Annotated in this window: 23 protein-coding genes and 2 tRNA genes; 18 read left to right on the top strand and 7 right to left on the bottom strand. The window is 69.6% G+C overall.

Annotated elements, in window-relative coordinates:
- The first annotated feature begins 33 nt into the window (after positions 1–33).
- The 8 genes from EHW97_RS01295 to EHW97_RS01330 all read left to right on the top strand — a co-directional run bounded on the left by EHW97_RS01295 (position 34) and on the right by EHW97_RS01330 (position 5,413).
- Positions 34–840 carry a fumarylacetoacetate hydrolase family protein gene (locus EHW97_RS01295; RefSeq protein WP_124235350.1) on the top strand — a complete coding sequence of 269 codons (807 nt, stop codon included), beginning with the start codon at positions 34–36 and terminating at the stop codon, positions 838–840.
- Positions 837–2,321, top strand: a complete 1,485-nt coding sequence (gltX, locus tag EHW97_RS01300; RefSeq protein WP_124235351.1) for a glutamate--tRNA ligase — start codon at positions 837–839, stop codon at positions 2,319–2,321. Before EHW97_RS01295 ends, gltX begins: the two co-directional genes overlap by 4 nt.
- A gap of 93 nt (positions 2,322–2,414) precedes the next feature.
- Positions 2,415–2,486, top strand: a tRNA-Gln gene (locus EHW97_RS01305).
- Positions 2,487–2,528: 42 nt separating this feature from the next.
- Positions 2,529–2,604 (top strand) — tRNA-Glu (locus EHW97_RS01310).
- Between the two features lie 72 nt (positions 2,605–2,676).
- A complete protein-coding gene (locus EHW97_RS01315; RefSeq protein ID WP_124235352.1) occupies positions 2,677–3,012 on the top strand; it encodes a YnfA family protein in 336 nt (111 codons plus the stop codon).
- 55 nt (positions 3,013–3,067) lie between these two features.
- Entirely contained in the window at positions 3,068–4,498 is a 1,431-nt protein-coding gene (locus tag EHW97_RS01320) for an AlkA N-terminal domain-containing protein (RefSeq protein WP_124235353.1), read from the top strand.
- Entirely contained in the window at positions 4,498–4,959 is a 462-nt protein-coding gene (locus EHW97_RS01325; protein WP_124235354.1) for a methylated-DNA--[protein]-cysteine S-methyltransferase, read from the top strand. The genes EHW97_RS01320 and EHW97_RS01325 overlap by 1 nt, the downstream gene beginning before the upstream one ends.
- A gap of 4 nt (positions 4,960–4,963) precedes the next feature.
- Positions 4,964–5,413, top strand: coding sequence for a hypothetical protein (locus EHW97_RS01330; RefSeq protein WP_124235355.1), 450 nt, complete (start codon positions 4,964–4,966; stop codon positions 5,411–5,413).
- Positions 5,414–5,418: 5 nt separating this feature from the next.
- Here EHW97_RS01330 and EHW97_RS01335 read toward each other — a convergent pair whose 3' ends face one another.
- Positions 5,419–6,129 (bottom strand): IclR family transcriptional regulator, encoded by a 711-nt coding sequence (locus tag EHW97_RS01335; protein ID WP_124235356.1) that lies wholly within the window; start codon positions 6,127–6,129, stop codon positions 5,419–5,421.
- 61 nt (positions 6,130–6,190) lie between these two features.
- Here EHW97_RS01335 and leuC point away from each other — a divergent pair, with 61 nt between their 5' ends.
- The 5 genes from leuC (at position 6,191) to EHW97_RS01360 (ending at position 10,523) form a co-directional block, all read left to right on the top strand.
- On the top strand, positions 6,191–7,603 hold the full coding sequence (leuC, locus tag EHW97_RS01340; RefSeq protein ID WP_124235431.1) for a 3-isopropylmalate dehydratase large subunit: 1,413 nt from the start codon (positions 6,191–6,193) through the stop codon (positions 7,601–7,603).
- A 2-nt stretch (positions 7,604–7,605) separates the two neighbouring features.
- Positions 7,606–8,205: a 3-isopropylmalate dehydratase small subunit gene (gene leuD / locus EHW97_RS01345; protein WP_124235357.1), complete on the top strand. Its 600-nt coding sequence runs from the start codon at positions 7,606–7,608 to the stop codon at positions 8,203–8,205.
- A 225-nt stretch (positions 8,206–8,430) separates the two neighbouring features.
- On the top strand, positions 8,431–8,748 hold the full coding sequence (locus EHW97_RS01350; RefSeq protein ID WP_124235358.1) for a hypothetical protein: 318 nt from the start codon (positions 8,431–8,433) through the stop codon (positions 8,746–8,748).
- A gap of 36 nt (positions 8,749–8,784) precedes the next feature.
- A complete protein-coding gene (locus tag EHW97_RS01355; protein ID WP_124235359.1) occupies positions 8,785–9,522 on the top strand; it encodes a lysophospholipid acyltransferase family protein in 738 nt (245 codons plus the stop codon).
- Positions 9,522–10,523, top strand: a complete 1,002-nt coding sequence (locus tag EHW97_RS01360; RefSeq protein WP_124235360.1) for an NAD(P)H-dependent glycerol-3-phosphate dehydrogenase — start codon at positions 9,522–9,524, stop codon at positions 10,521–10,523. The genes EHW97_RS01355 and EHW97_RS01360 overlap by 1 nt, the downstream gene beginning before the upstream one ends.
- Before the next feature lies 1 nt (position 10,524).
- Here EHW97_RS01360 and EHW97_RS01365 read toward each other — a convergent pair whose 3' ends face one another.
- A complete protein-coding gene (locus EHW97_RS01365; protein ID WP_124235361.1) occupies positions 10,525–11,571 on the bottom strand; it encodes a trans-sulfuration enzyme family protein in 1,047 nt (348 codons plus the stop codon).
- A gap of 36 nt (positions 11,572–11,607) precedes the next feature.
- Between EHW97_RS01365 and EHW97_RS01370 the strand changes: the two genes are divergently transcribed.
- The gene (locus tag EHW97_RS01370) at positions 11,608–12,675 is read left to right on the top strand and encodes a D-alanine--D-alanine ligase family protein (RefSeq protein ID WP_124235362.1); all 1,068 of its coding nucleotides are present in this window, start codon (positions 11,608–11,610) and stop codon (positions 12,673–12,675) included.
- A gap of 11 nt (positions 12,676–12,686) precedes the next feature.
- On the opposite strand, the gene EHW97_RS01375 is transcribed toward EHW97_RS01370, so the two are convergent.
- Positions 12,687–12,923 (bottom strand): Lrp/AsnC family transcriptional regulator, encoded by a 237-nt coding sequence (locus EHW97_RS01375; protein ID WP_121793650.1) that lies wholly within the window; start codon positions 12,921–12,923, stop codon positions 12,687–12,689.
- Between the two features lie 76 nt (positions 12,924–12,999).
- On the opposite strand from EHW97_RS01375, the gene EHW97_RS01380 reads away from it, so the two are divergent.
- Positions 13,000–13,962, top strand: a complete 963-nt coding sequence (locus EHW97_RS01380; protein WP_124235363.1) for a thiamine-phosphate kinase — start codon at positions 13,000–13,002, stop codon at positions 13,960–13,962.
- A gap of 95 nt (positions 13,963–14,057) precedes the next feature.
- Here EHW97_RS01380 and EHW97_RS01385 read toward each other — a convergent pair whose 3' ends face one another.
- From EHW97_RS01385 to EHW97_RS01400, 4 genes are all read right to left on the bottom strand, one after another.
- Positions 14,058–14,540: a DUF2505 domain-containing protein gene (locus EHW97_RS01385; RefSeq protein WP_124235364.1), complete on the bottom strand. Its 483-nt coding sequence runs from the start codon at positions 14,538–14,540 to the stop codon at positions 14,058–14,060.
- Positions 14,537–15,313, bottom strand: a complete 777-nt coding sequence (locus EHW97_RS01390; protein ID WP_124235365.1) for a PspA/IM30 family protein — start codon at positions 15,311–15,313, stop codon at positions 14,537–14,539. Before EHW97_RS01390 ends, EHW97_RS01385 begins: the two co-directional genes overlap by 4 nt.
- A gap of 76 nt (positions 15,314–15,389) precedes the next feature.
- Positions 15,390–16,007 carry a ribonuclease H family protein gene (locus EHW97_RS01395; protein ID WP_208001814.1) on the bottom strand — a complete coding sequence of 206 codons (618 nt, stop codon included), beginning with the start codon at positions 16,005–16,007 and terminating at the stop codon, positions 15,390–15,392.
- 96 nt (positions 16,008–16,103) lie between these two features.
- Positions 16,104–16,742, bottom strand: coding sequence for a hypothetical protein (locus tag EHW97_RS01400; protein WP_124235366.1), 639 nt, complete (start codon positions 16,740–16,742; stop codon positions 16,104–16,106).
- A 150-nt stretch (positions 16,743–16,892) separates the two neighbouring features.
- On the opposite strand from EHW97_RS01400, the gene EHW97_RS01405 reads away from it, so the two are divergent.
- Genes EHW97_RS01405 through EHW97_RS01415 form a run of 3 tightly spaced genes read left to right on the top strand, consistent with a single transcriptional unit; the run spans position 16,893 to position 19,773 of the window.
- Complete coding sequence (locus tag EHW97_RS01405; RefSeq protein WP_124235367.1) at positions 16,893–18,071, top strand: TadA family conjugal transfer-associated ATPase; 1,179 nt, start codon at positions 16,893–16,895, stop codon at positions 18,069–18,071.
- Positions 18,059–18,868 carry a type II secretion system F family protein gene (locus EHW97_RS01410; RefSeq protein WP_124235368.1) on the top strand — a complete coding sequence of 270 codons (810 nt, stop codon included), beginning with the start codon at positions 18,059–18,061 and terminating at the stop codon, positions 18,866–18,868. Before EHW97_RS01405 ends, EHW97_RS01410 begins: the two co-directional genes overlap by 13 nt.
- Complete coding sequence (locus tag EHW97_RS01415; protein ID WP_166367342.1) at positions 18,865–19,773, top strand: type II secretion system F family protein; 909 nt, start codon at positions 18,865–18,867, stop codon at positions 19,771–19,773. The genes EHW97_RS01410 and EHW97_RS01415 overlap by 4 nt, the downstream gene beginning before the upstream one ends.
- The last annotated feature ends 5 nt before the right edge of the window (positions 19,774–19,778 follow it).

Below are 19,778 nucleotides of genomic sequence, written 5' to 3' on the forward strand. Positions count from 1 at the left end.
AGCGTGACCGTGTCGCCTGGGTAGGGTGAGGGCATGCGCGTGGCTCGTTTCTCCCTGGACGATGAACCCCGATTCGGCGTGGTCGGTGACGATGGCGGAACGACCGTCGTCGCCCCGCTCAAAGGCGATCCGCTCTACGCGGGCTTCGACCTGACCGGGCAGAAGCTCCCGATCGACGACGTCCGCCTCCTGGCGCCGGTCATCCCGCGCAGCAAGGTCATCTGCGTGGGCAAGAACTACGCCGACCACGCCGCGGAGATGGGCGGCGAGGTGCCGGCGGAGCCGCTGATCTTCCTCAAGCCCAACACCAGCGTCATCGGCCCCGGCGATCCGGTGTTCTACCCGCAGCAGACCGAGAACCTGCACTTCGAGGGTGAGCTCGCCGTGGTGATCGGCCGCATCTGCCGCAAGGTCGCTGCCGCCGACGCCTCGAAGGTGATCTTCGGCTACACCGTCGCCAACGACGTCACAGCTCGCGATCTGCAGGCGCGTGACGGCCAGTGGGCGCGGGCGAAGGGCTTCGACACGTTCTGCCCGCTCGGCCCGTGGATCGAGACCGAGCTCGACCCCGCCGACCTGCGGGTCACCACCGAGCTCAACGGCGACGTGAAGCAGGACGGCCGCACGAAGGACATGATCTTCTCGGTGGCCGACGTCATCGAGTACGTCACGAGCTTCACCACCTTGCTGCCCGGTGACGTCGTGCTCACGGGCACGCCGGCGGGCGTCGGACCCATGCAGGTCGGCGACACCGTCAGCGTCACCGTCGAGGGCATCGGCACACTCACCAACCAGATCGTCGCCGATGAGGACGACGAGGAAACGGAGACCTACGCATGACCGCCAGCGGCAAGCCCGTCGTGGCTCGCTTCTGCCCTTCGCCCACCGGCAACCCGCACGTCGGGATGGCCCGTACGGCGCTGTTCAGCTGGGCCTTCGCCCGGCACCACGGCGGCACGTTCGTCTTCCGGATCGAGGACACCGACAGCGCTCGCGACACCGAGGAGTCGTATGGGCTGCTGGTCGACGTCATGCGCTGGCTCGGCCTGGACTGGGACGAGGGCGTCGAGGTCGGCGGCCCGAACGGTCCCTACCGTCAGTCCGAGCGCATGGACATCTACGCGGACGTCGCGCAGCGGCTCATCGACGCGGGGTGGGCGTACAAGGCGTACGACACCGCCGAGGAGCTCGAGGAGCGCCGCGAGAAGGCGCGCGCCGAGGGGCGCCCCAGCGGTTACGACGGTCTCCACCGCGACCTGACGCCCGAGCAGCAGGCGGCGTTCGAGGCGGAGGGCCGTCAACCGGTCATCCGCTTCAAGATGCCCGAGAAGGACTGGACGTTCGACGACCTCGTCCGCGGTCCGATCACCTTCGGCGCGGAGAACGTGCAGGACTTCGTCATCGTGCGCGCCAACGGCCAGCCGCTGTACACCTTGACCAATCCCACGGACGACGCCCTCATGGGCATCACGCACGTGCTGCGGGGCGAGGACCTCCTGAGCTCGACGCCCCGGCAGATCGCGATGTACGAGGCGTTCGCCGAGATCGGCGTCGGCGACGGCTCCACGCCGCGGTTCGGCCACCTGCCCTACGTCATGGGCGCGGGCAACAAGAAGCTGTCCAAGCGCGACCCCGAGTCCAACCTGCTGGCGTACCGCGATCAGGGCTTCCTGCCCGAGGGGCTCTTGAACTATCTCGCGCTGCTCGGCTGGGCGATCGCCGAGGACCGCGACGTGTTCACGCTCTCGGAGATGGTGGAGGCGTTCGACGTCTCCCGCGTCAACCCCAACCCCGCGCGTTTCGACCTCAAGAAGTGCGAGGCCATCAACGGCGACCACGTGCGGATGCTCTCGGTGGAGGAGTTCACCGAGCGGTTGATCCCGTACTTCCAGAGCGCCGGCCTCGTCGCCGACCCGATCACGGACGACCAGCGCGCCGCGCTCGCCGCCGCGGCCCCGCTCGTCCACGAGCGCACCAACCTCCTCACCGAGGCGGTGTCGATGCTGCGCTTCCTGTTCGTGAGCGATGACGCGTTCACGATCGACGAGGCCGACCGCGCCAAGCAGCTCGACGACAACGGGCTCCAGGTCGCGCGCGCGGCGCACGAGGCGCTCGCGGGTCTCGACTCCTGGACGACCGACGAGATCGAGGCTGCACTCCGTGCCGCGCTCATCGACGGTCTCGGGCTCAAGCCCCGCCTGGCCTTCGGGCCGGTGCGCGTGGCCGTCACCGGAAGCCGGGTCTCTCCGCCGCTGTTCGAGTCGCTCGAACTGCTCGGTCGCGAGACCTCGCTCGCGCGATTGGCGGCAGTCCTAGACTGATCGCCGATGCCGCGACCCCGGTTTGGGGGAGCGTGGGGGCGTCGGGTAAAGTCGTCCTTCGGTTCGAGGCGTTCCTCGGAACGGCCGAACCAGTGGGGTATGGTGTAATTGGCAACACGGCTGATTCTGGTTCAGTTGTTCTAGGTTCGAGTCCTAGTACCCCAGCGGAGACCTCCTCAGCAGCGTCTGATAAGGTTTTCACCGCCTGGCCCCGTTGTGTAGCGGCCTAGCACGCCGCCCTCTCAAGGCGGTAGCGCGGGTTCGAATCCCGTCGGGGCTACCAGTGCGACACACCCCCGGTCTCCTTCCGAGACCGGGGGTGTGCTGGTTTTCGGGCCCCCTAGGATCGGTGCCCATGGACGTCCTGCGCTCGGTCCCGCTCTTCGTGCTCGCGGCGTTGTTCGAGATCGGCGGGGCATGGCTCGTCTGGCAGGGGATCCGCGAGCACCGCGGGTGGCTGTGGATCGGCCTCGGCGTCATCGCCCTGGGCCTGTACGGCGCCGTGGCCACGCTGCAGCCCGACGCGAACTTCGGCCGCATCCTCGCGGCCTACGGCGGGGTGTTCGTCGCAGGCTCGCTCTTGTGGGGGATGGTGGTCGACGGTTTCCGCCCCGACCGTTGGGACGTCATCGGCGCGCTCGTGTGCCTGGCCGGCGTCGCCGTGATCATGTACGCCCCGCGCCCCGCCTGAGGGTCGTGTCCGATTTCCGCCAGTAACGGTTCCGCGCACGGGTCATGATGGTGGCGTGCTCGATGATCAGCGGTACCGCGCCGTGCAGGCCAAGGACGGTCGTTTCGACGGGGTGTTCTACACCGCCGTGCGGACCACCGGCATCTTCTGCCGCCCGTCGTGCCCTGCGCTGACTCCACGACGCGAGAACGTGACATTCTTCTCCACCCCGGCCGCGGCGGTGGGCGCTGGATACCGCGCGTGTCGGCGCTGCCGTCCCGATCGCACGCCAGGCTCACCGGAGTGGAACGTGCGGGGCGACCTGGTCGCACGCGCGATGCGGCTGATCGCGGACGGCGTGGTGGAACGGGAGGGCGTGCCCGGGCTGGCGCGCCGACTCGGGTACAGCGAGCGTCAACTGCACCGCTCGCTCACCGCCGAGGTGGGTGCGGGCCCCCTCGCGATCGCCCGCAGCAACCGGGCGCAACTCGCCCGGACGCTCATCGAGACCACCGACCTGCCCCTGTCCGACATCGCCTTCGCCGCCGGTTTCGGGTCGATCCGTCAGTTCAACGACACGATCCGCCGGGTCTACGCGGTCAGCCCCCGAGAGCTGCGCCGAGGGCCGCGCGGCGCCACGAATCGTCTGACGCTCCGCCTGCCGGTCCGTCGACCGTTCGACGGTGAGGGGCTCCTGGCGTTCCTGCGGCCACGGGCCATCGAGGGCGTCGAGCTCATCGGTGACGACACGTATGCCCGGGTCATGGCGCTGCCGCATGGCCCCGCAGTCGTTCACCTGACCCTCGCCGACGACCACGTGCGCGCCGATCTGGAACTCACGGATCTGGCCGACACGCAAGCCGCAGTCCAGCGCTGCCGCCGCCTGCTGGACCTCGACGCCGATCCGCTCGCCATCGATGCCGCGCTCGCCGCCGACCCGGTGCTGGCGCCGCTGGTGGCCGCGCACCCCGGCGTGCGCCTCCCCGGTCAGGTGGACGGTTTCGAGGTGGCGGTCCGCGCCATCGTGGGCCAGCAGGTGTCGGTCGCGGGCGCACGGACGATCCTCGGACGCATCGCCGCGCGTTACGGCGCCGACGCCCCCCTGCCGATGGCCGCGGAACTCGGGCTGCGGCGCACGTTCCCGCGCCCGGAGGACCTCGCTGATGCTCCCGACGACGAGTTCTCCATGCCGCGGTCGCGGGCGGCGGCATTCGTGCGGATCGCGCGGGCGATGGCTGACGGGGAACTGACGCTCGATCCGGGGGCCGACCGCGACGAGGCGCGTCGGCGTCTCCTCGCCGTTCCCGGGATCGGTCCCTGGACGGCTGACTACATCGTCCTGCGGGCGTTGTCCGACCCGGACGTCCTCATGACCACCGACCTCGTGCTGCGCCGCGAACTGACCGCGCGCGGCATCACCACCGAACAGACCCACCGTTGGCGCCCCTGGCGCTCGTACGCGGCCGTGCACCTGTGGCGCGCGCCCACCGAGGAGAGGACCGACTGATGAGCACACGCTGGATGGACTCACCGATCGGCGGACTGCGCATTCACGTGGCCGCCGGGCTCGTCACCCGGATCGAATTCGACGCACAACGGCGAGGCCGGCGGATCGACGACCTGCTGCTCGACTGCGCCGAGGCGCAGCTGAGGGAGTACTTCGCCGGCGAGCGACGCGAGTTCGACCTTCCGCTCGCGAACGACGGAACGGAGTTCCAGCAGAAGGTCTGGAACGCGCTCCGGTCGATCCCGTACGGGCAGACCGCGACCTACGGCGAGATCGCGGCGCGTCTCGGGTACACGCCCGGGATCTCCCGTGCGGTGGGCGCCGCGAACGGTGCCAATCCGATCCCGATCGTGGTGCCGTGTCACCGGGTGATCGGAGCCGACGGCACCCTCACGGGATACGCGGGCGGGGTCGAGCGCAAGAGGGTGCTGCTGGAGCTGGAGCAGCCGGCGCTGTTCTGAGCCTGTGGATGAAGCGCTCGACGTGGGGGCGGGCGCGATGGAGGCTGAGGCCATGATCCTCGTGCAGACCGAAGCCGACCTCACCCGCTTCTGGCGTCTCGTCCGTGCCGGACTCGACGTCCCGAGTCCCCAGGTCTCGTTCGTCCTCATCGACGCCCACGGCGCTCCCTGCCCGCAGGTGACGACGATCGACGGACTCCCTTCACGGCCCACGACTCAGGTCGTGGAGCAGCTCGCGGAGGTCGTCGAGGAGTCGTACCGGCGCCTCACTCCGGGCGGGACGGCGGGACTGCTGTGGTCCCGGCCGGGGCGCGGTCCGATCCGTGCCGGTGAATCCGCATGGATGCGCCTGGTGGGGGACAGTCTCCGGCGCCGGCGGGTGGTCGCCTGGCCGGCGCACGTCGCCAACGACGCATACCTGCGCATCGTGGGCGCGGACGATCTCGCCGCGTGACCCGGTCAGCGACGAAGGTTCTGGGAGAGCCGTTCGGCAGCCGCCACCACCGCGGGGGCGTGCATCCGACCGGGCTGGCGCGTCAGGCGCTCCAACGGGCCGGACACCGACACCGCGGCGACGACCTTGCCGGAGGGTGAGCGCACCGGAGCCGAGACCGAACCCACGCCGGGCTCGCGCTCGCCGACACTCTGCGCCCAGCCGCGGCGGCGCACCGCGGACAGCTCGGCTGCGGAGAACGTCGCCTTGAGCAGGCCTTTGTTCATCCGCTCCGGGTCCTCCCACGCGAGCAGGATCTGCGCCGCCGAGCCGGCCGCCATGGTGAGCTGACCACCGACGGGGATGGAGTCGCGCAGACCGGTGGGACGGTCGGCCGCCGCCACGCAGACGCGGAAGTCGCCCTGTCGGCGGAACAATTGTGCGGACTCGCCCGTGATGTCACGCAGGCGCGCGAGGACGGGGCCGGCGGCCGCGAGCAGCCGGTCCTCACCGGCGGCAGCGGCGAGTTCGCCCAGCCGCGGGCCGAGGATGAAGCGCCCCTGCATGTCGCGAGCAACCAGGCGGTGATGTTCGAGGGCCACCGCGAGACGATGGGCGGTGGGACGGGCGAGCCCGGTCGCGGCGACGAGGCCGGCGAGGGTGGCCGGACCCGGTTCCAGAGCGGCCAGGACGAGGGCGGCTTTGTCCAGAACGCCGACTCCGCTAGAGTTGTCCATGCCTTGATACTGCCGTATCGCATGTTGAGACGCAAGTTCCCCGTCGTAGAAGGGCACCGTGATGCCGAAGACACTCGCCGAGAAGATCTGGGACGACCATGTCGTTCGTCAGGCCGAGGGAGAGCCTGACCTGCTCTTCATCGATCTCCACCTCATCCACGAGGTCACGAGCCCCCAGGCGTTCGACGGCCTCCGGCTCTCGGGCCGCACCGTGCGCCGCCCGGATCTGACCCTGGCGACCGAGGACCACAACATTCCCACGACGGACCTCGACAAGCCGATCGCCGACCCGGTGTCGCGCACGCAGGTCGAGACGCTGCGCCGCAACGCCGAGGAGTTCGGTGTGCGCCTGCACCCCATGGGCGACATCGACCAAGGCATCGTCCACGTCGTCGGCCCGCAGCTGGGTCTGACGCAGCCGGGCATGACGATCGTGTGCGGCGACTCGCACACCTCCACGCACGGCGCGTTCGGGTCGATCGCCTTCGGCATCGGCACGAGCGAGGTCGAGCACGTGCTGGCGACCCAGACGCTGCCGCAGGCCAAGCCGAAGATGATGGCCGTCGAGGTCACCGGCGAACTGCCCGCGGGCTCCACCGCCAAGGACCTCATCCTCGCGCTCATCGCGCAGGAGACCACCGGCGGCGGGCAGGGTTACATCGTGGAGTACCGCGGTGAGGCCATCCGCAAGCTCTCGATGGAAGAGCGCATGACGATCTGCAACATGTCGATCGAGTGGGGCGCGAAGGCCGGTCTCATCGCGCCCGACGAGACGACCTTCGAGTACATCAAGGGCCGCGCTCACGCACCGGCCGGCGACGAGTGGGATGCCGCCGTGGCCTACTGGAAGGGCCTCGTCACGGACGAGGGCGCGACCTTCGACAAGGTCGTCACCCTCGACGCCTCCGCCGTCACGCCGTTCGTCACATGGGGCACCAACCCCGGTCAGGGCGTTCCGTTGTCGGAGCGCGTGCCGGACCCCGCCTCCTTCGAGGACCCGATCGAGCGCGAGGCGGCCGAGAACGCGCTGCGCTACATGGGCCTGGAGGCCGGGACGCCGATGCGCGACATCGCCGTCGACACCGTCTTCATCGGTTCGTGCACCAACGGCCGCATCTCGGACCTGCGTCGCGCCGCCGAGCTCATCAAGGGCCGCAAGGTCGCCGAGAACACGCGCGTCCTGGTCGTGCCGGGCTCGGTCCGGGTCCGGCTGCAGGCCGAGGAAGAGGGCCTCGACGTCATCTTCAAGGAGGCCGGCGCCGAATGGCGAGGGGCCGGATGCTCGATGTGCCTGGGGATGAACCCCGACCAGCTCACGCCGGGGGAGCGCAGCGCCTCCACCTCCAACCGCAACTTCGAGGGCCGGCAGGGCAAGGGCGGTCGCACGCACCTCGTCTCGCCCGATGTCGCCGTCGCCACCGGGGTCTTGGGCCATCTGGCCAGCCCCGCCGACCTGGACAAGGCAGGAGTCTGACCATGGAACGCTTCACGACCCACACCGGCGTCGGCGCTCCGCTGCGGCGCAGCAACGTGGACACCGACCAGATCATCCCCGCGGTCTACCTCAAGCGGGTCACCCGCACGGGGTTCGAGGACGGATTGTTCGCCGCCTGGCGAAACGATCCGGAGTTCGTCCTGAACCAGGACGCCTACCGCAACGCCACCGTGCTGGTGGCCGGGCCGGACTTCGGTACCGGCTCCTCGCGCGAGCACGCCGTCTGGGCGCTGCAGAACTACGGCTTCAAGGTCGTCATCAGCCCCCGCTTCGGCGACATCTTCCGCGGCAATTCGGGGAAGGCGGGCTTGCTCGCCGCGCAGGTCGACGACAAGGTCGTCACGGCGTTGTGGGAGTACCTCGAGGCGAACCCGGGCGCCCCGGTCACGGTCGACCTCGAAGCGCGCACGGTCAGTGCCGGGGAAGGGCTCGATCGCATCGAGGACTCGTTCACGATCGACGACTACACGCGCTGGCGTCTGCTTGAAGGGCTCGACGACATCGCCATCACGTTGTCCCACGCCGACGAGATCGCGGCCTATGAGGCCGCGCGCCCGTCGTTCAAGCCCGCGACACTCTGACGTTGCTCCGTCGCGCTGACGAGCCCCCGGTGATCAGATCACCGGGGGCTCGTCGCATCTCGTCGGCAGGAAACGGTCGAAGAATAACCATATAAAGCTCGCCATATGGTTATGGTGTGTGGTGGCGATGGCGGCCTGGGGATAAACCGGGCCGGACACCCCCGATCTGTCAGCTCGGCTCCCTACCGTCATCGCCACTACCCGTCTGCAACGAAGGGACACCCGGTGACCAGCACTGTTCAGGAGACCTGCCCGCGGTGGTGCGAACGCGACCACGCCACCGACGACCCGCCCGAGTCGCGCTTCCACGAGCAGGTGCTCGCGGACTTCCCGGCCGTCGTGGGCCACCGTCCCGACCTCGCCGACCCGCCCGTCGGCCTCGCCGAGGACGTCGTCGTCCGGCGCGTCCGCTACTTCCATGCGCCCCAGACGTGGCTCGTGATCGAGGAGGCCGAGGACGCCGCGCGGCATCTGGTGCTCTCTCTCGACGCCGCGGCCCCGCTGATGTCGGCGCTGCAACTGGTGACGCGCGACGGCGGCTGACAGCGGGAGGCCGTCCGATCCCGGTAGTCTCGGGGCATGCCTGCCCCACCGATGTCGCGCACCATGCGCGTGATCATCTGGGTGCTGCGTCCCCTCCTGATGGTGCTCACCCGGCGCGACTGGCAGGGCGCGGACAAGCTGCCCGAGCCCGGGTACATCATCGCGGTCAACCACCTGTCGTGGACCGACCCCGTGCTGTTCGGACACTGGCTCGCCGACCACGGCATCGCTCCGCGGTACCTCGCCAAAGACCCGCTCTTTCGCGTCGCGGGCCTCGGCCCGATCCTGCGGGCGACCCACCAGATTCCGGTGTACCGCGGCACGGCGGGGGCGGCGCAGTCGCTGCGGGCCGCCATCGACGCGGTCGACGAGGGTGGCATTCTCACGATCTACCCCGAGGGCACCATGACCCGCGACCCCGCTGCCTGGCCGATGAGCGGCCGCACGGGCGCGGTGCGCATCGCGCACGCCACCGGGCGTCCCCTCGTGCCCGTCGCGCAATGGGGGCCGCAGCAGATTCTCTGGCCGTACGCCAAGCGGCCACGGATCTTCCCCCGGGCCACGATCCACGTCCGGGTGGGCGACCCGCTCGACCTGTCCGACCTGGGCGCCCACCCCACCGAGGCGCAGATCGTCGCGGCCACGGAGCGGCTCATGGACGCGATCACCGACTTGCAGGCCGACATCCGCGGTGAGCGTCCGACTACGCCGCGCATCGACATCCACACGCTCGGGGCGCCCCGCACGAGCTACCGTCCCGAGGAGGAACGCTGATGGTCGCGACCGCTGTGATGGGAGCGGGGTCGTGGGGGACGGCGTTCTCGATCGTCCTGGCCGACGCCGGCAACGACGTCCGGCTGTGGGGTCGTCGTCCCGAGCTGTGCGAGCAGATCAACGCCACGCGTCAGAACGGCGACTACCTGCCGGGTATCGAGCTCCCCGAGGGCATCACCGCCTCGCATGACGCCGCGGAGGTGCTCGCCGGCGCCCGTGTCGTGGTGCTGGCGGTTCCGTCGCAGCAGTTGCGACCGAACCTCGAGAAGTGGGCTCCGCACATCCCCGAGGACGCGGTGTTGGTCAGCCTCATGAAGGGCGTGGAGCTGGGCACTCGTCAGCGCATGACGCAGGTCATCGCCGAGATCACCGGCGCCGGTCCCGAGCGGCTCGCCGTGGTGACCGGGCCCAACCTCGCCAAGGAGATCGCGCGCCGGGAGCCGGCAGCGAGCGTGGTGGCGTGCGCTGACCCGGACGTTGCGGAGTTCCTGCAGAAGTGGTGCCACACGCCCGGCTTCCGCCCGTACACCAACACGGACGTGGTCGGCTCCGAACTCGCCGGCGCCACCAAGAACGTCATCGCGCTCGCCGTCGGTGTCTGCGACGGTCTGGGCTACGGCGACAACTCCAAGGCCTCGGTCATCACTCGCGGGCTGGCCGAGACCACGCGCCTGGGCATGAAGATGGGCGCCGACCCGATGACCTTCGCCGGTCTCGCCGGACTCGGCGACCTCGTCGCCACCTGTTCGTCCCCGTTGTCGCGCAACCGCACGTTCGGCCAGAAGCTGGGAGAGGGGCTCACCGTCCAGGAGGCCAGCGGTCACACCCGCCAGGTCGCCGAGGGTGCCAAATCCTGCACCTCGATTGCCGAGCTGGCCGAACTGCACGGCGTGGACATGCCGATCGTCGAGCACGTGCGGGCCCTCGTCGAGGGACGGATGGGCCCGCAGGAACTGGTTGCGGCGATGATCAGCCGCGAGGCCAAGCCCGAAGTCCGCTGACTCAGGCGCCCAGCGCGGCCTCGATATCGGTCCACAGATCGTCGACGTCCTCGATGCCCACCGAGAGGCGGATGAGCCCGGCCGGGATCGTCGGCGCTTCGTTGGCATGGCGGCGCCGCCGTTCCCAGGTCGACTCCACGCCGCCGAGGCTCGTCGCGTAGCGCACGAGGCTGCTGGCCTCGGTGGCACGCTGCGCGCGGTGCGGATCGTCCAGGACGATGCCGACGATCGTGCCGAAGCCGGGGTAGCGGATCTCGTCGACGAGCGTGCTCTCGCGCAGCCGCTCCACGAGCTCGCGGGCGTTCTGCTCGGCGCGGTCGAGCCGCACATGCAGGGTGCGGATGCCACGGGTGGTCAACCAGGACTCCAGGGCACCCGGGATGGCGCCGTGGTCGTGCCGGTGCGCGCGCAACCGCTCGTACAGGTCGGGGTCGCGGGTCACGGTCAGGCCGAGGATGACGTCGCTGTGCCCGGCGAGCAGCTTGGACGCCGAGTGCGTCACGATGTCGGCACCGAGTTCGAGCGGCTGGGCGCGCAGCGGTGAGTTGAAGGTGTTGTCGACGGCCACGAGGGCACCGGCGTCGTGGGCGGCCCCGATGAGGGTGGGCAGATCGGCCACCTCGAGGGCGGGGTTGGTCGGCGACTCGAGCCACACGAGCGCCGCGCCGCTCATCGCCTCGATCGTCGCTCCCGTGTCGGACACGTCGACGAGCTTGACGTCGAGGTCCGGGCGCGAGGTCAGCTGCTTGGCCGTGCCGTAGTAGCCGTGGTGGGGCGCGACGACGCGGCTCCCGGACGCGACGAGGGAGAAGACCGCCGACGACGCCGCGATCCCCGAGGCGAACGCGAGGGCCTGTCCCTTCTCCAGCTCCCCGACGACCTGTTCGAGCGGCGCCCACACCGGGTTGCCCGCCCGTGCGTAATCCGCGGCCCCGCCGGGGACGAGCGCGCTCGCCAAGGTGATCGGCGCGGAGAGCGGATCGCCCGGTTCGTGGGGTCGTCCGACCGAGACGGCGATGGACGAGGGGGTGAGGTCGCGTGGCGTCATGAGTCCATTGTCCTCGCCCCGGTACGCTGCTGGACGATGACCGGTTCAAAGCGCGTGCGTGTGGCAGTCGTGTTCGGCGGACGATCCAGTGAGCACGGCGTGTCGTGCCTCACCGCCCGCGAGGTGATGGCGGTGATCGACCGCGACCGTTACGAGGTCCTCCCGGTCGGCATCACCCCCGACGGCCGGTGGGTCGAGGAGACCGGCGAGTGGGACGACCTCGCGCCCGGCACTCTCCCGCAGGTCCGTGTCGACCGCCCGGCGTTCTCCTGGGACCGCCTCCGAGACGAGGTCGATGTGGTCTTCCCGCTGCTGCACGGCCCGTGGGGCGAGGACGGCACCATCCAGGGTCTGCTCGAGATGGCGGACGTCCCGTACGTCGGCGCGGGTGTGCTCGCCAGCGCGGCCGCCATGGACAAGCCCTTCACCAAGACGGTGTTCTCCGCCGCGGGGCTGCCCCAGCTCCCGTACGTGACGGTGCTCCCGTGGGAGTGGGAGGCCAACCCCGGCCGCGCCATCGACCGTATCCACGCTCTCGGCCTGCCGGTCTTCGTCAAGCCCGCCCGCGCCGGCTCGAGTTCGGGCGTGACGATGGTGAACGACTGGGCCTACCTCGAGGACGCTGTCGAGGCGGCTCGCAAGCTGGACCCGAAGATCGTCGTGGAGGCCGCCGCGCACGGCAAGCGGGAGGTCGAGTGCGCTGTGGTGCAGGACCTCGACGGCATGCCCGTGGCCAGCGAGGTCGGTGAGATCGTCGTCGACGAATCCGCCTCGCACGACTATTACGACTTCTCGGCCAAGTACCTCGACGGCAGCAGCCAGAACGTCATTCCGGCCGACATCGATCCCACGACGCGGGAGCGGATCCGCGCCTACGCCTTGCAGGCCTTCGACGCCATCGGTTGCGAGGGGCTCGCGCGCGTCGACTTCTTCCTCACCGACTCGGCCGACGGCGGGCTGGTGATCAACGAGATCAACACGATGCCCGGCTTCACGCCGTTCTCGATGTTCCCCAAGGCCTGGGAGGCGTCCGGTCTGGCCTACGCCGACCTGGTGGAGCGGCTGCTGCAGCTCGCGCTCAAGCGGCCGACCGGCCTGCGCTGAGCGCGCCCGGCTCAGAGCCGGACGACGGGGCAGGTGAGGGTGCGGGTGATGCCGTCGACCTGCTGGATCGACGCGACGACGAGGGTGCCGAGTTCGTCCATGTTCGGGCCTTCGACCCGCACGATGACGTCGTAGGGGCCGGTGACGTCCTCCGCCTGGATGACGCCGTCGATGGCCGCGATCTCGCGGGCGACCTCGGCGGCCTTGCCGACCTCGGTCTGGACGAGGATGTACGCCTGAACAGCCATCGATAGCTCCTTTCTGCGCGACATCGCTGGGACACGCTACCGCAGAGACCGCGGTGGGGCACACCAGGCTGGGAGAATGGGCAAGGTGAGCTCAGCTGATCAGACCATCGCCGCAGTCGGGGAGTTCGGCCTCATCGACCGAGTCACCGAACAGATCGGATCGAGCGAGTACGTGCTGCTCGGTCCCGGAGACGACGCCGCGCACGTGGCCACCGCCGACGGCACCTTCGTCGTGAGCACCGACATCCTCGTCGAGGGGCGGCACTTCCGCCGCGACTGGTCGTCGGCTGCCGACGTCGGCCATAAGGCCGCCGCGGCCAACCTCTCGGACATCAACGCGATGGGCGGGGTCGCCACGGCGCTGACCATGGCGTTCGCCGCACCGGCCGATCTGCCCGAGCAGTGGGCTCTGGAGATGGTCGCCGCGTTCGAGGCCGAGTGCGCCACGGTGGGCGCGCATCTGGTCGGGGGCGACGTGTCCTCGGCCGACCAGGTCGTCATCTCGGTCACCGCGTTCGGCGACGCGGAGCGGCCGGTCACCCGCGCGGGCGCCCAGCTGGGTGACGTCGTCGCCTACGCCGGCACGCTCGGTCTGTCCGCCGCCGGCTACGCCGCGCTGAGCCGCGGCTTCCGCTCGCCCAAGGTCGCCGTCGACGCGCACCGCCGGCCGGTTCCGCCGTACGCGGCTGGGCCCGCTGCCGCGGCGGCCGGCGCCACCGCGATGATCGACGTGAGCGACGGCTTCGTCGCCGACCTCGGTCATCTCGCGCGAGCCAGCAAGGTCGCCGTCGACGTCCGTTCCGAGGCGTTCGTGCTGCCCGAGGCGGTCGAGACGCTCGCCAGCGCGCTCGGCGGGCTCGACCCGCTGTCGTTCGTGCTGGGCGGGGGAGAGGACTTCGCCCTCGTCGCCACGTTCCCGAGCGCCTCGTCGCTTCCCGAGGGCTGGACCGTCGTCGGCGAGGTGCGTGAGGGCGCCGGCGAGGTCACCGTCGACGGCGAGCCCTACGCCGGCACCCCCGGCCACCGCCACTTCGCCTGACCGAGACCGCACGACAACGGCGGTGGCTCCACGCCCGTTCCCAGGAGGAAACGTACGCGGCGCCACCGCCGCTGTGCAGTGACCGGGCGCTGAGGTCAGAGCTTGGTGGTGCCGTACGCGACGTCGGCGTCGAGTGCCGCCTTGATCGCCTTGGCCACCTCGGGTTCGATCTTGCGGCCGATGATCGGCAGCGAGACCTTGACGTCGCCGTCGACGGTGAACTCGGTCGCCTCGAGCCCGCCGGTGAGCGTGGCCGTGCCCTTCATCTGAGCGGGCTGACCGACGATCTCGACCTTGACGTCGGCGGCGCGGTTGCCGGAGGAGTCGGCGGGGCCCCAATTCTCAGTCTGGACGACCTTGACGGTGTCGCCGGTGATCTTCTTGACGAACTCGGGCATCTGCGCCGGCATGGTGCGCTTGATCGTGACGACGTGGCCGTCGCCGTCGGACTCGACGCTGACGTCGTAGTCGAGCGAGCCCTGCTGCTCGCACGCCTCGGAGCGGAACGCCTTGTCGGTGATCAGCGCGTCGACGGCGTCGATGCCGGCGGGGTAGGAGTAGCTCTGCTGGATCTTCACGCGGGGTTCTCCGTCTCCTCACGCTGCTGGGTCTCGAGCGACGGCTGGCTGCCACCGGCGCCGAGCTGCTTGAGCTCCGCGAGCCGGGCCTCGACCTCGAGCTGCGTGCTGTCGAGCTCGAGCTCCTCGAACTGCGCATCGATGCTGGACGCGTTGAGCTCGGCCTGACCGGCGACCTGCGCCTCGACGCGGCGGATCTTCTCCTCGAAGCGGGAGATCTCGCTGGTCGGGTCGAGGATGTCGATCGACTTGACGGCCGACTGCACGCGGGCCTGCGCCTCGGCGGTCTTCTGCCGGGCGACGAGCTGGTCGCGCTTGACCTGGAGTTCGCCGAGCTTGGAGCGCATCTGCACCAGGCCGGTCTTGAGCTTCTCGACGACCTCGTTCTGGGACTCGATCATCGGCGCGGCCTGCTTGGCCTCGTTCTCGTGCTGGATCTGCTTGCCCAGCGCGACCTTGGCGAGGTTGTCGAAGCGCGCGGCCTCCGCGGACTGCCCCTGCGCACGCAGCGCGTCGGCCTTCTGCGAGGCGGCGAGCGCCTTGTTGCCCCACTCGCGGGCGTCGCGGACGTCCTCGGCGTGGTCGGCCTCGGCGAGGCGGAGGTTGCCGATGGTCTCGGCCACGGCCTTCTCGGCCTCGGCGATCGAGTTGGTGTAGTCGCGGATCATCTGGTCGAGCATCTTCTCGGGATCCTCGGCCTTGTCCAACAACGCGTTGATGTTGGCACGGGTCAGCTGGGCGACGCGCCCGAGAATGGACTGCTTCTGCGCCATCGGTCACTCCTTAGTGTCGACGTTAGAACGAACCTACCGGGTCGACACGAGACGCGTAACGCGCTGCGCCAGGGAGTCAGGCGTAGCGCCGTGCGGCGTCACCGGCGAGCTTGTCGGCGGCCTCGTTGAGCGGGTGATTGTTGTGGCCCTTGACCCACTCCCACGTGGTGGCGACGCCGGCGGCCTTGCGCTCGGCGACGAGGGAGTCGAGTTCCTTCATGAGTTCGACGTTGGCGACGGGCTTGCCGGCGGCGGTCTTCCAGTTCTTGCGCTTCCAACCGGGGATCCACTTGGTGACCGAGTTGAGCACGTACTGCGAGTCGAGCTGGATGTGCAGGTCGTTGTTCGGGTGCGCCTGCAACGCGTTGATGAGAGCGAGCAACTCGCCGATGTTGTTGGTCCCGGACGCCAGGCCGCCGTGGTCGGAGCGGCCGTCGCTGGCGACCCAGGCCCAGCCGGTCGGGCCGTCGGGGTTGGACAGGCACGAACCGTCGCATGCGATGGTGAGCGTCCCCTCGACCATGGAGGCCGCGACCTGCGGGCTGGCCGGCGGCGCGAGTACGGCTTCGAGCTCGTCGACGAGTGCGGCGGCTTCCGCGGCAGTGAGGTGCTGTCGCCCGGCGTCGATCGGGTCGAGCGTGACCGACTGGAACCGTGAGATGAGTTCGTCGCGCTGGTCGGTGCTGAGGTTCACGGGTATCCGTTCTTCCAATGGGCGATCGTGGGTCGGCGTTGTCCTGCTCGATCCTCGTATGGATGTCTGCGCGGCGGGTACTCGGGGCTCACTGTCCTAACGAGGAGCGCCGACTGCCGCGATAGGCCGGGCGCCGAAGCGGACCGTTGCCTTGAACCCTCGGATGGTTGTCTCGTAGTCCTCAAGAGCCCAGGATCCCCGGGCGCGCGCGTCCTTGTCGGGTTCGGCATACACGATCAGTCCGTCGTGGTCGGGGGCCGGCCCTGCTCCCCACACCGTGGCGTCGCCGACCCTGGTGCCAGAGAGTTCGTGGGCGATGGCAACGAACTCCTGCCTCGAGTGCTTCGCACGTCGGATCGTCACTCGCTTGTCGAGGGCCTGGATGTCGCCGATGTCGGCTCGGTCGGCGTAAGGGGACATGAGGACGTCAACTGTGTCCGTGGCGCGGTCGTAATTCACCGAGTTGACGATGTCGCCACCCCATCTCGCGCTGATCTTCTCGGTGAGCGTGAGGACGTCGTCGGGGATCCCGCTGCCGTTTTCGGACGCCAGAGAACTGAGCATGTCGTCCTCGAGGTCCTCGAGTGGTTCGGCTGGAAAAAGACCATCGTGGATCTCCGGCGTCGAGCCACCGGACGCAGGTGCATCCTCGTGCGCGGCGGCAGTTGCCGCGAAAGGAATCGTGAGCGCGAGTAGCGCCGCGTATGTCACCGCCTTGATACGCGTCAACCGCATACGGCTGAGTGAATCAGACCGATGCGTGGTTTCGCTCCGCTTTTCATGAGGGGGTTCTTTCCACAGCCTGAGATCGAGGGGTAGCCAAAGCGGACGAGATCGTGCAGGATCGCGAGAAACAGCTCGGCTTTCGGGGGAAGGCGGTAGGCCGTGGACGCAACGGCGCTGTCTCAGCAGGTGCGTCAGCTGGTGCGCGATCGTCGGATCGACCCGCGCACCGACGGTGAGTCGGTGCGGCGTGCTGCGGCCGATGTGGTGGCCCAGCACGAGGCCCGCAGCCTGACCGGGGCCGTACCGTCGCTCGACGATCCGGAGGTCGTGGTCGGGCAGTTGGTCGCCGACGTCGCCGGCTTCGGACCGCTGCAGCGATTCCTCGACGACCCGGCCGTCGAGGAGATCTGGATCAACGAACCGGACCGCGTGTTCGTCGCCCGCGATGGCCAGCACGAGCTCACTCCGGTGATGCTGACCGCGGACCAGGTGCGCGAGCTGGTCGAGCGGATGTTGTCGAGTACCGGGCGCCGGCTCGATCTGAGCCAGCCGTTCGTCGACGCGATGCTGCCCGGCGGTCACCGGCTCCACGTCGTCCTCGCCGGCATCAGTCGCGGGTTCAGTGCGGTCAATATCCGCAAGTTCGTGGCGAAAGCCAAGAGCCTCGACGACCTGGTGCAGCTCGGCACCCTCGACGAGCACGCGGCCGCCTACCTCGCCGAGGCGGTCGCCGCGGGACGCAACATCGTGGTCTCCGGCGGCACACAAGCCGGTAAGACCACCCTCGTCAACTGCCTCGCATCGGCCATTCCTGGGACACAGCGACTCATCACCGTCGAGGAGGTCTTCGAGTTGCAGTGCGGTCACCCCGACTGGGTGGCGATGCAGACGAGACAGGCAGGCCTCGAGGGCACCGGGTCGATCACGCTGCGGATGCTCGTCAAGGAGGCGCTGCGCATGCGGCCGGACCGCATCGTGGTGGGGGAGGTGCGCGCCGAGGAAGCGCTCGACCTGTTGCTCGCCCTCAACTCCGGACTGCCGGGCATGGCGACGATCCACGCGAACTCCGCCACCCAAGCTCTCACCAAGTTGTGCACGCTGCCGCTTCTGGCAGGAGAGAACATCTCACCGCGCTTCGTCGTGCCCACGGTCGCGTCGAGCGTCGACCTCGTCGTCCACACCGCGATCGGCCAGGACGGACGGCGGGCGGTCCAGGAGATCGTTCGCGTGACCGGACGCGCCGAGGGGGACGTGATCGAGACCGAACCGCTTTTCGCTCGGCGGGACGGGGTGCTGCAGCGGGGTCTGTCCCGACAGGAGCGGTCATGGGAGCCCTGATCGGTCTGATCTTCGGGATCGGCGTTCTGATGATGCTGACGGCTGGTGATGCGCCCCGCCGCAGGCGCTCCGTCAATAGGCCTCGCATCCCGTTGCGCCTCATCGCCGGATCACTGGCTGCTGCGTTTGCCGCCACCTTGATCGGACTCGTCGTCACCGGTGTCCCGGCGATCGCTGTGGTGGCCGGCGCGGCGGCCGCGTTTCTTCCACGGACGCTCGCCGCAGGGGCCGAACGCCGCCGCAGGCGCGAGCAGGCTGAGGCCTGGCCGGACGTCGTCGACCACCTCGCCTCGGCGATCCGAGCGGGACTGTCCCTGCCCGAAGCTGTCGTCGGGCTCTCCATCCACGGCCCGCAGCAACTGCGCGAGCCCTTCACAGCGTTCGCACGCGACTATGAGGCGAGCGGTCGATTCTCCGAATCCCTCGACCGGCTGAAGGACCGACTCGCCGATCCCACCGGCGACCGCGTGGTCGAGGCCCTTCGCTTGGCCCGGGACGTCGGCGGCGGTGACCTCGGGCGCATGCTGCGCTCGTTGTCAGCCTTCCTGCGCGAGGATGCCCGCACCCGCGCGGAACTCGAGGCCCGTCAATCGTGGACAGTCTCGGGTGCCCGACTCGCTGTCGCCGCGCCCTGGATCGTGCTGCTGATGATGTCTGGGCAACGCGATGTCATCGCCCGCTTCGGCGAGCCGGCTGGAGTCCTCGTGCTCGCCGTCGGCGCGGCGGCATGTGTCGTGGCGTACCGACTCATGCGGTGGGCCGGTCGGCTTCCCCTGGAAGAGAGGGTGCTGGCGTGATCGGGGCGCTGGTCGGGCTGATGTTCAGCGGCGGCCTCGTGCTGATGGCCGACGGATGGCGCCGATCCCGCCGCCCGCCGCTCGTCGCCCGCGTCGCCCCGTACATTCGCGACCTTCGCGGTGCCCCTTCCGCAGCCTCGTCGACTGACGACCTGGTGACCTCGGCACGTCGCCGGCTGACGCGGGCAGCCGCCACCATCGGAGAGACAGTCGGCAGTTCGGTGAGCGTCCGCCGACGGTTGATCAGGCTGGGGGTCGCTCCGGATGTGGAGGCTTTCCGGATGACGCAGGCGCTGTGGGCGCTGGGCGGTTTCGCCGCCGGCTTCGCCCTCAGTCTCGCGGTGGCATCACGGGGCGCGCCGATAGCGCTCCTGCTGTTCCTCTGTTTTCTCGGTGCGACGATCGGGCTGGTCGGTTGCGATCACCGGCTCAGCGCACGGGTTCGCGAACGCGAACGGCTCATGGTGCGGGAGTTTCCGGCCATCTCGGATCTGCTCGCCTTGGCCATCGCGGCCGGCGAGAGCCCTACGGCTGCAGTCGACCGCGTTGCTCGAGCGACGTCGGGCCCGCTCGGCGACGAACTCCTCCACGTGCTCGCCGACATCCGGTCCGGCATCGCTGTGCCGGTCGCCTTCCAATCACTCGCGCAACGCACGGGGATCCCGAGTCTCTCACGGTTCGCCGAGGCCGTGGCGGTGGCCGTGGAGCGCGGCACCCCGCTCATCGACGTCCTCCACGCTCAGTCCGAAGACGTACGCGATGCCAGCCGTCGCGAACTCGTCGAGACCGCCGGACGCCGCGAAGTGCTGATGATGGTCCCCGTCGTGTTCCTCGTGCTTCCCGTGACGGTCATTTTCGCCTTCTATCCCGGGTGGATCGGCCTTTCCCTCAGCTCAGGCCCCTAGGAAGA

The organism is Aeromicrobium camelliae (assembly GCF_003850045.1).
Lineage (GTDB): Bacteria > Actinomycetota > Actinomycetes > Propionibacteriales > Nocardioidaceae > Aeromicrobium > Aeromicrobium camelliae.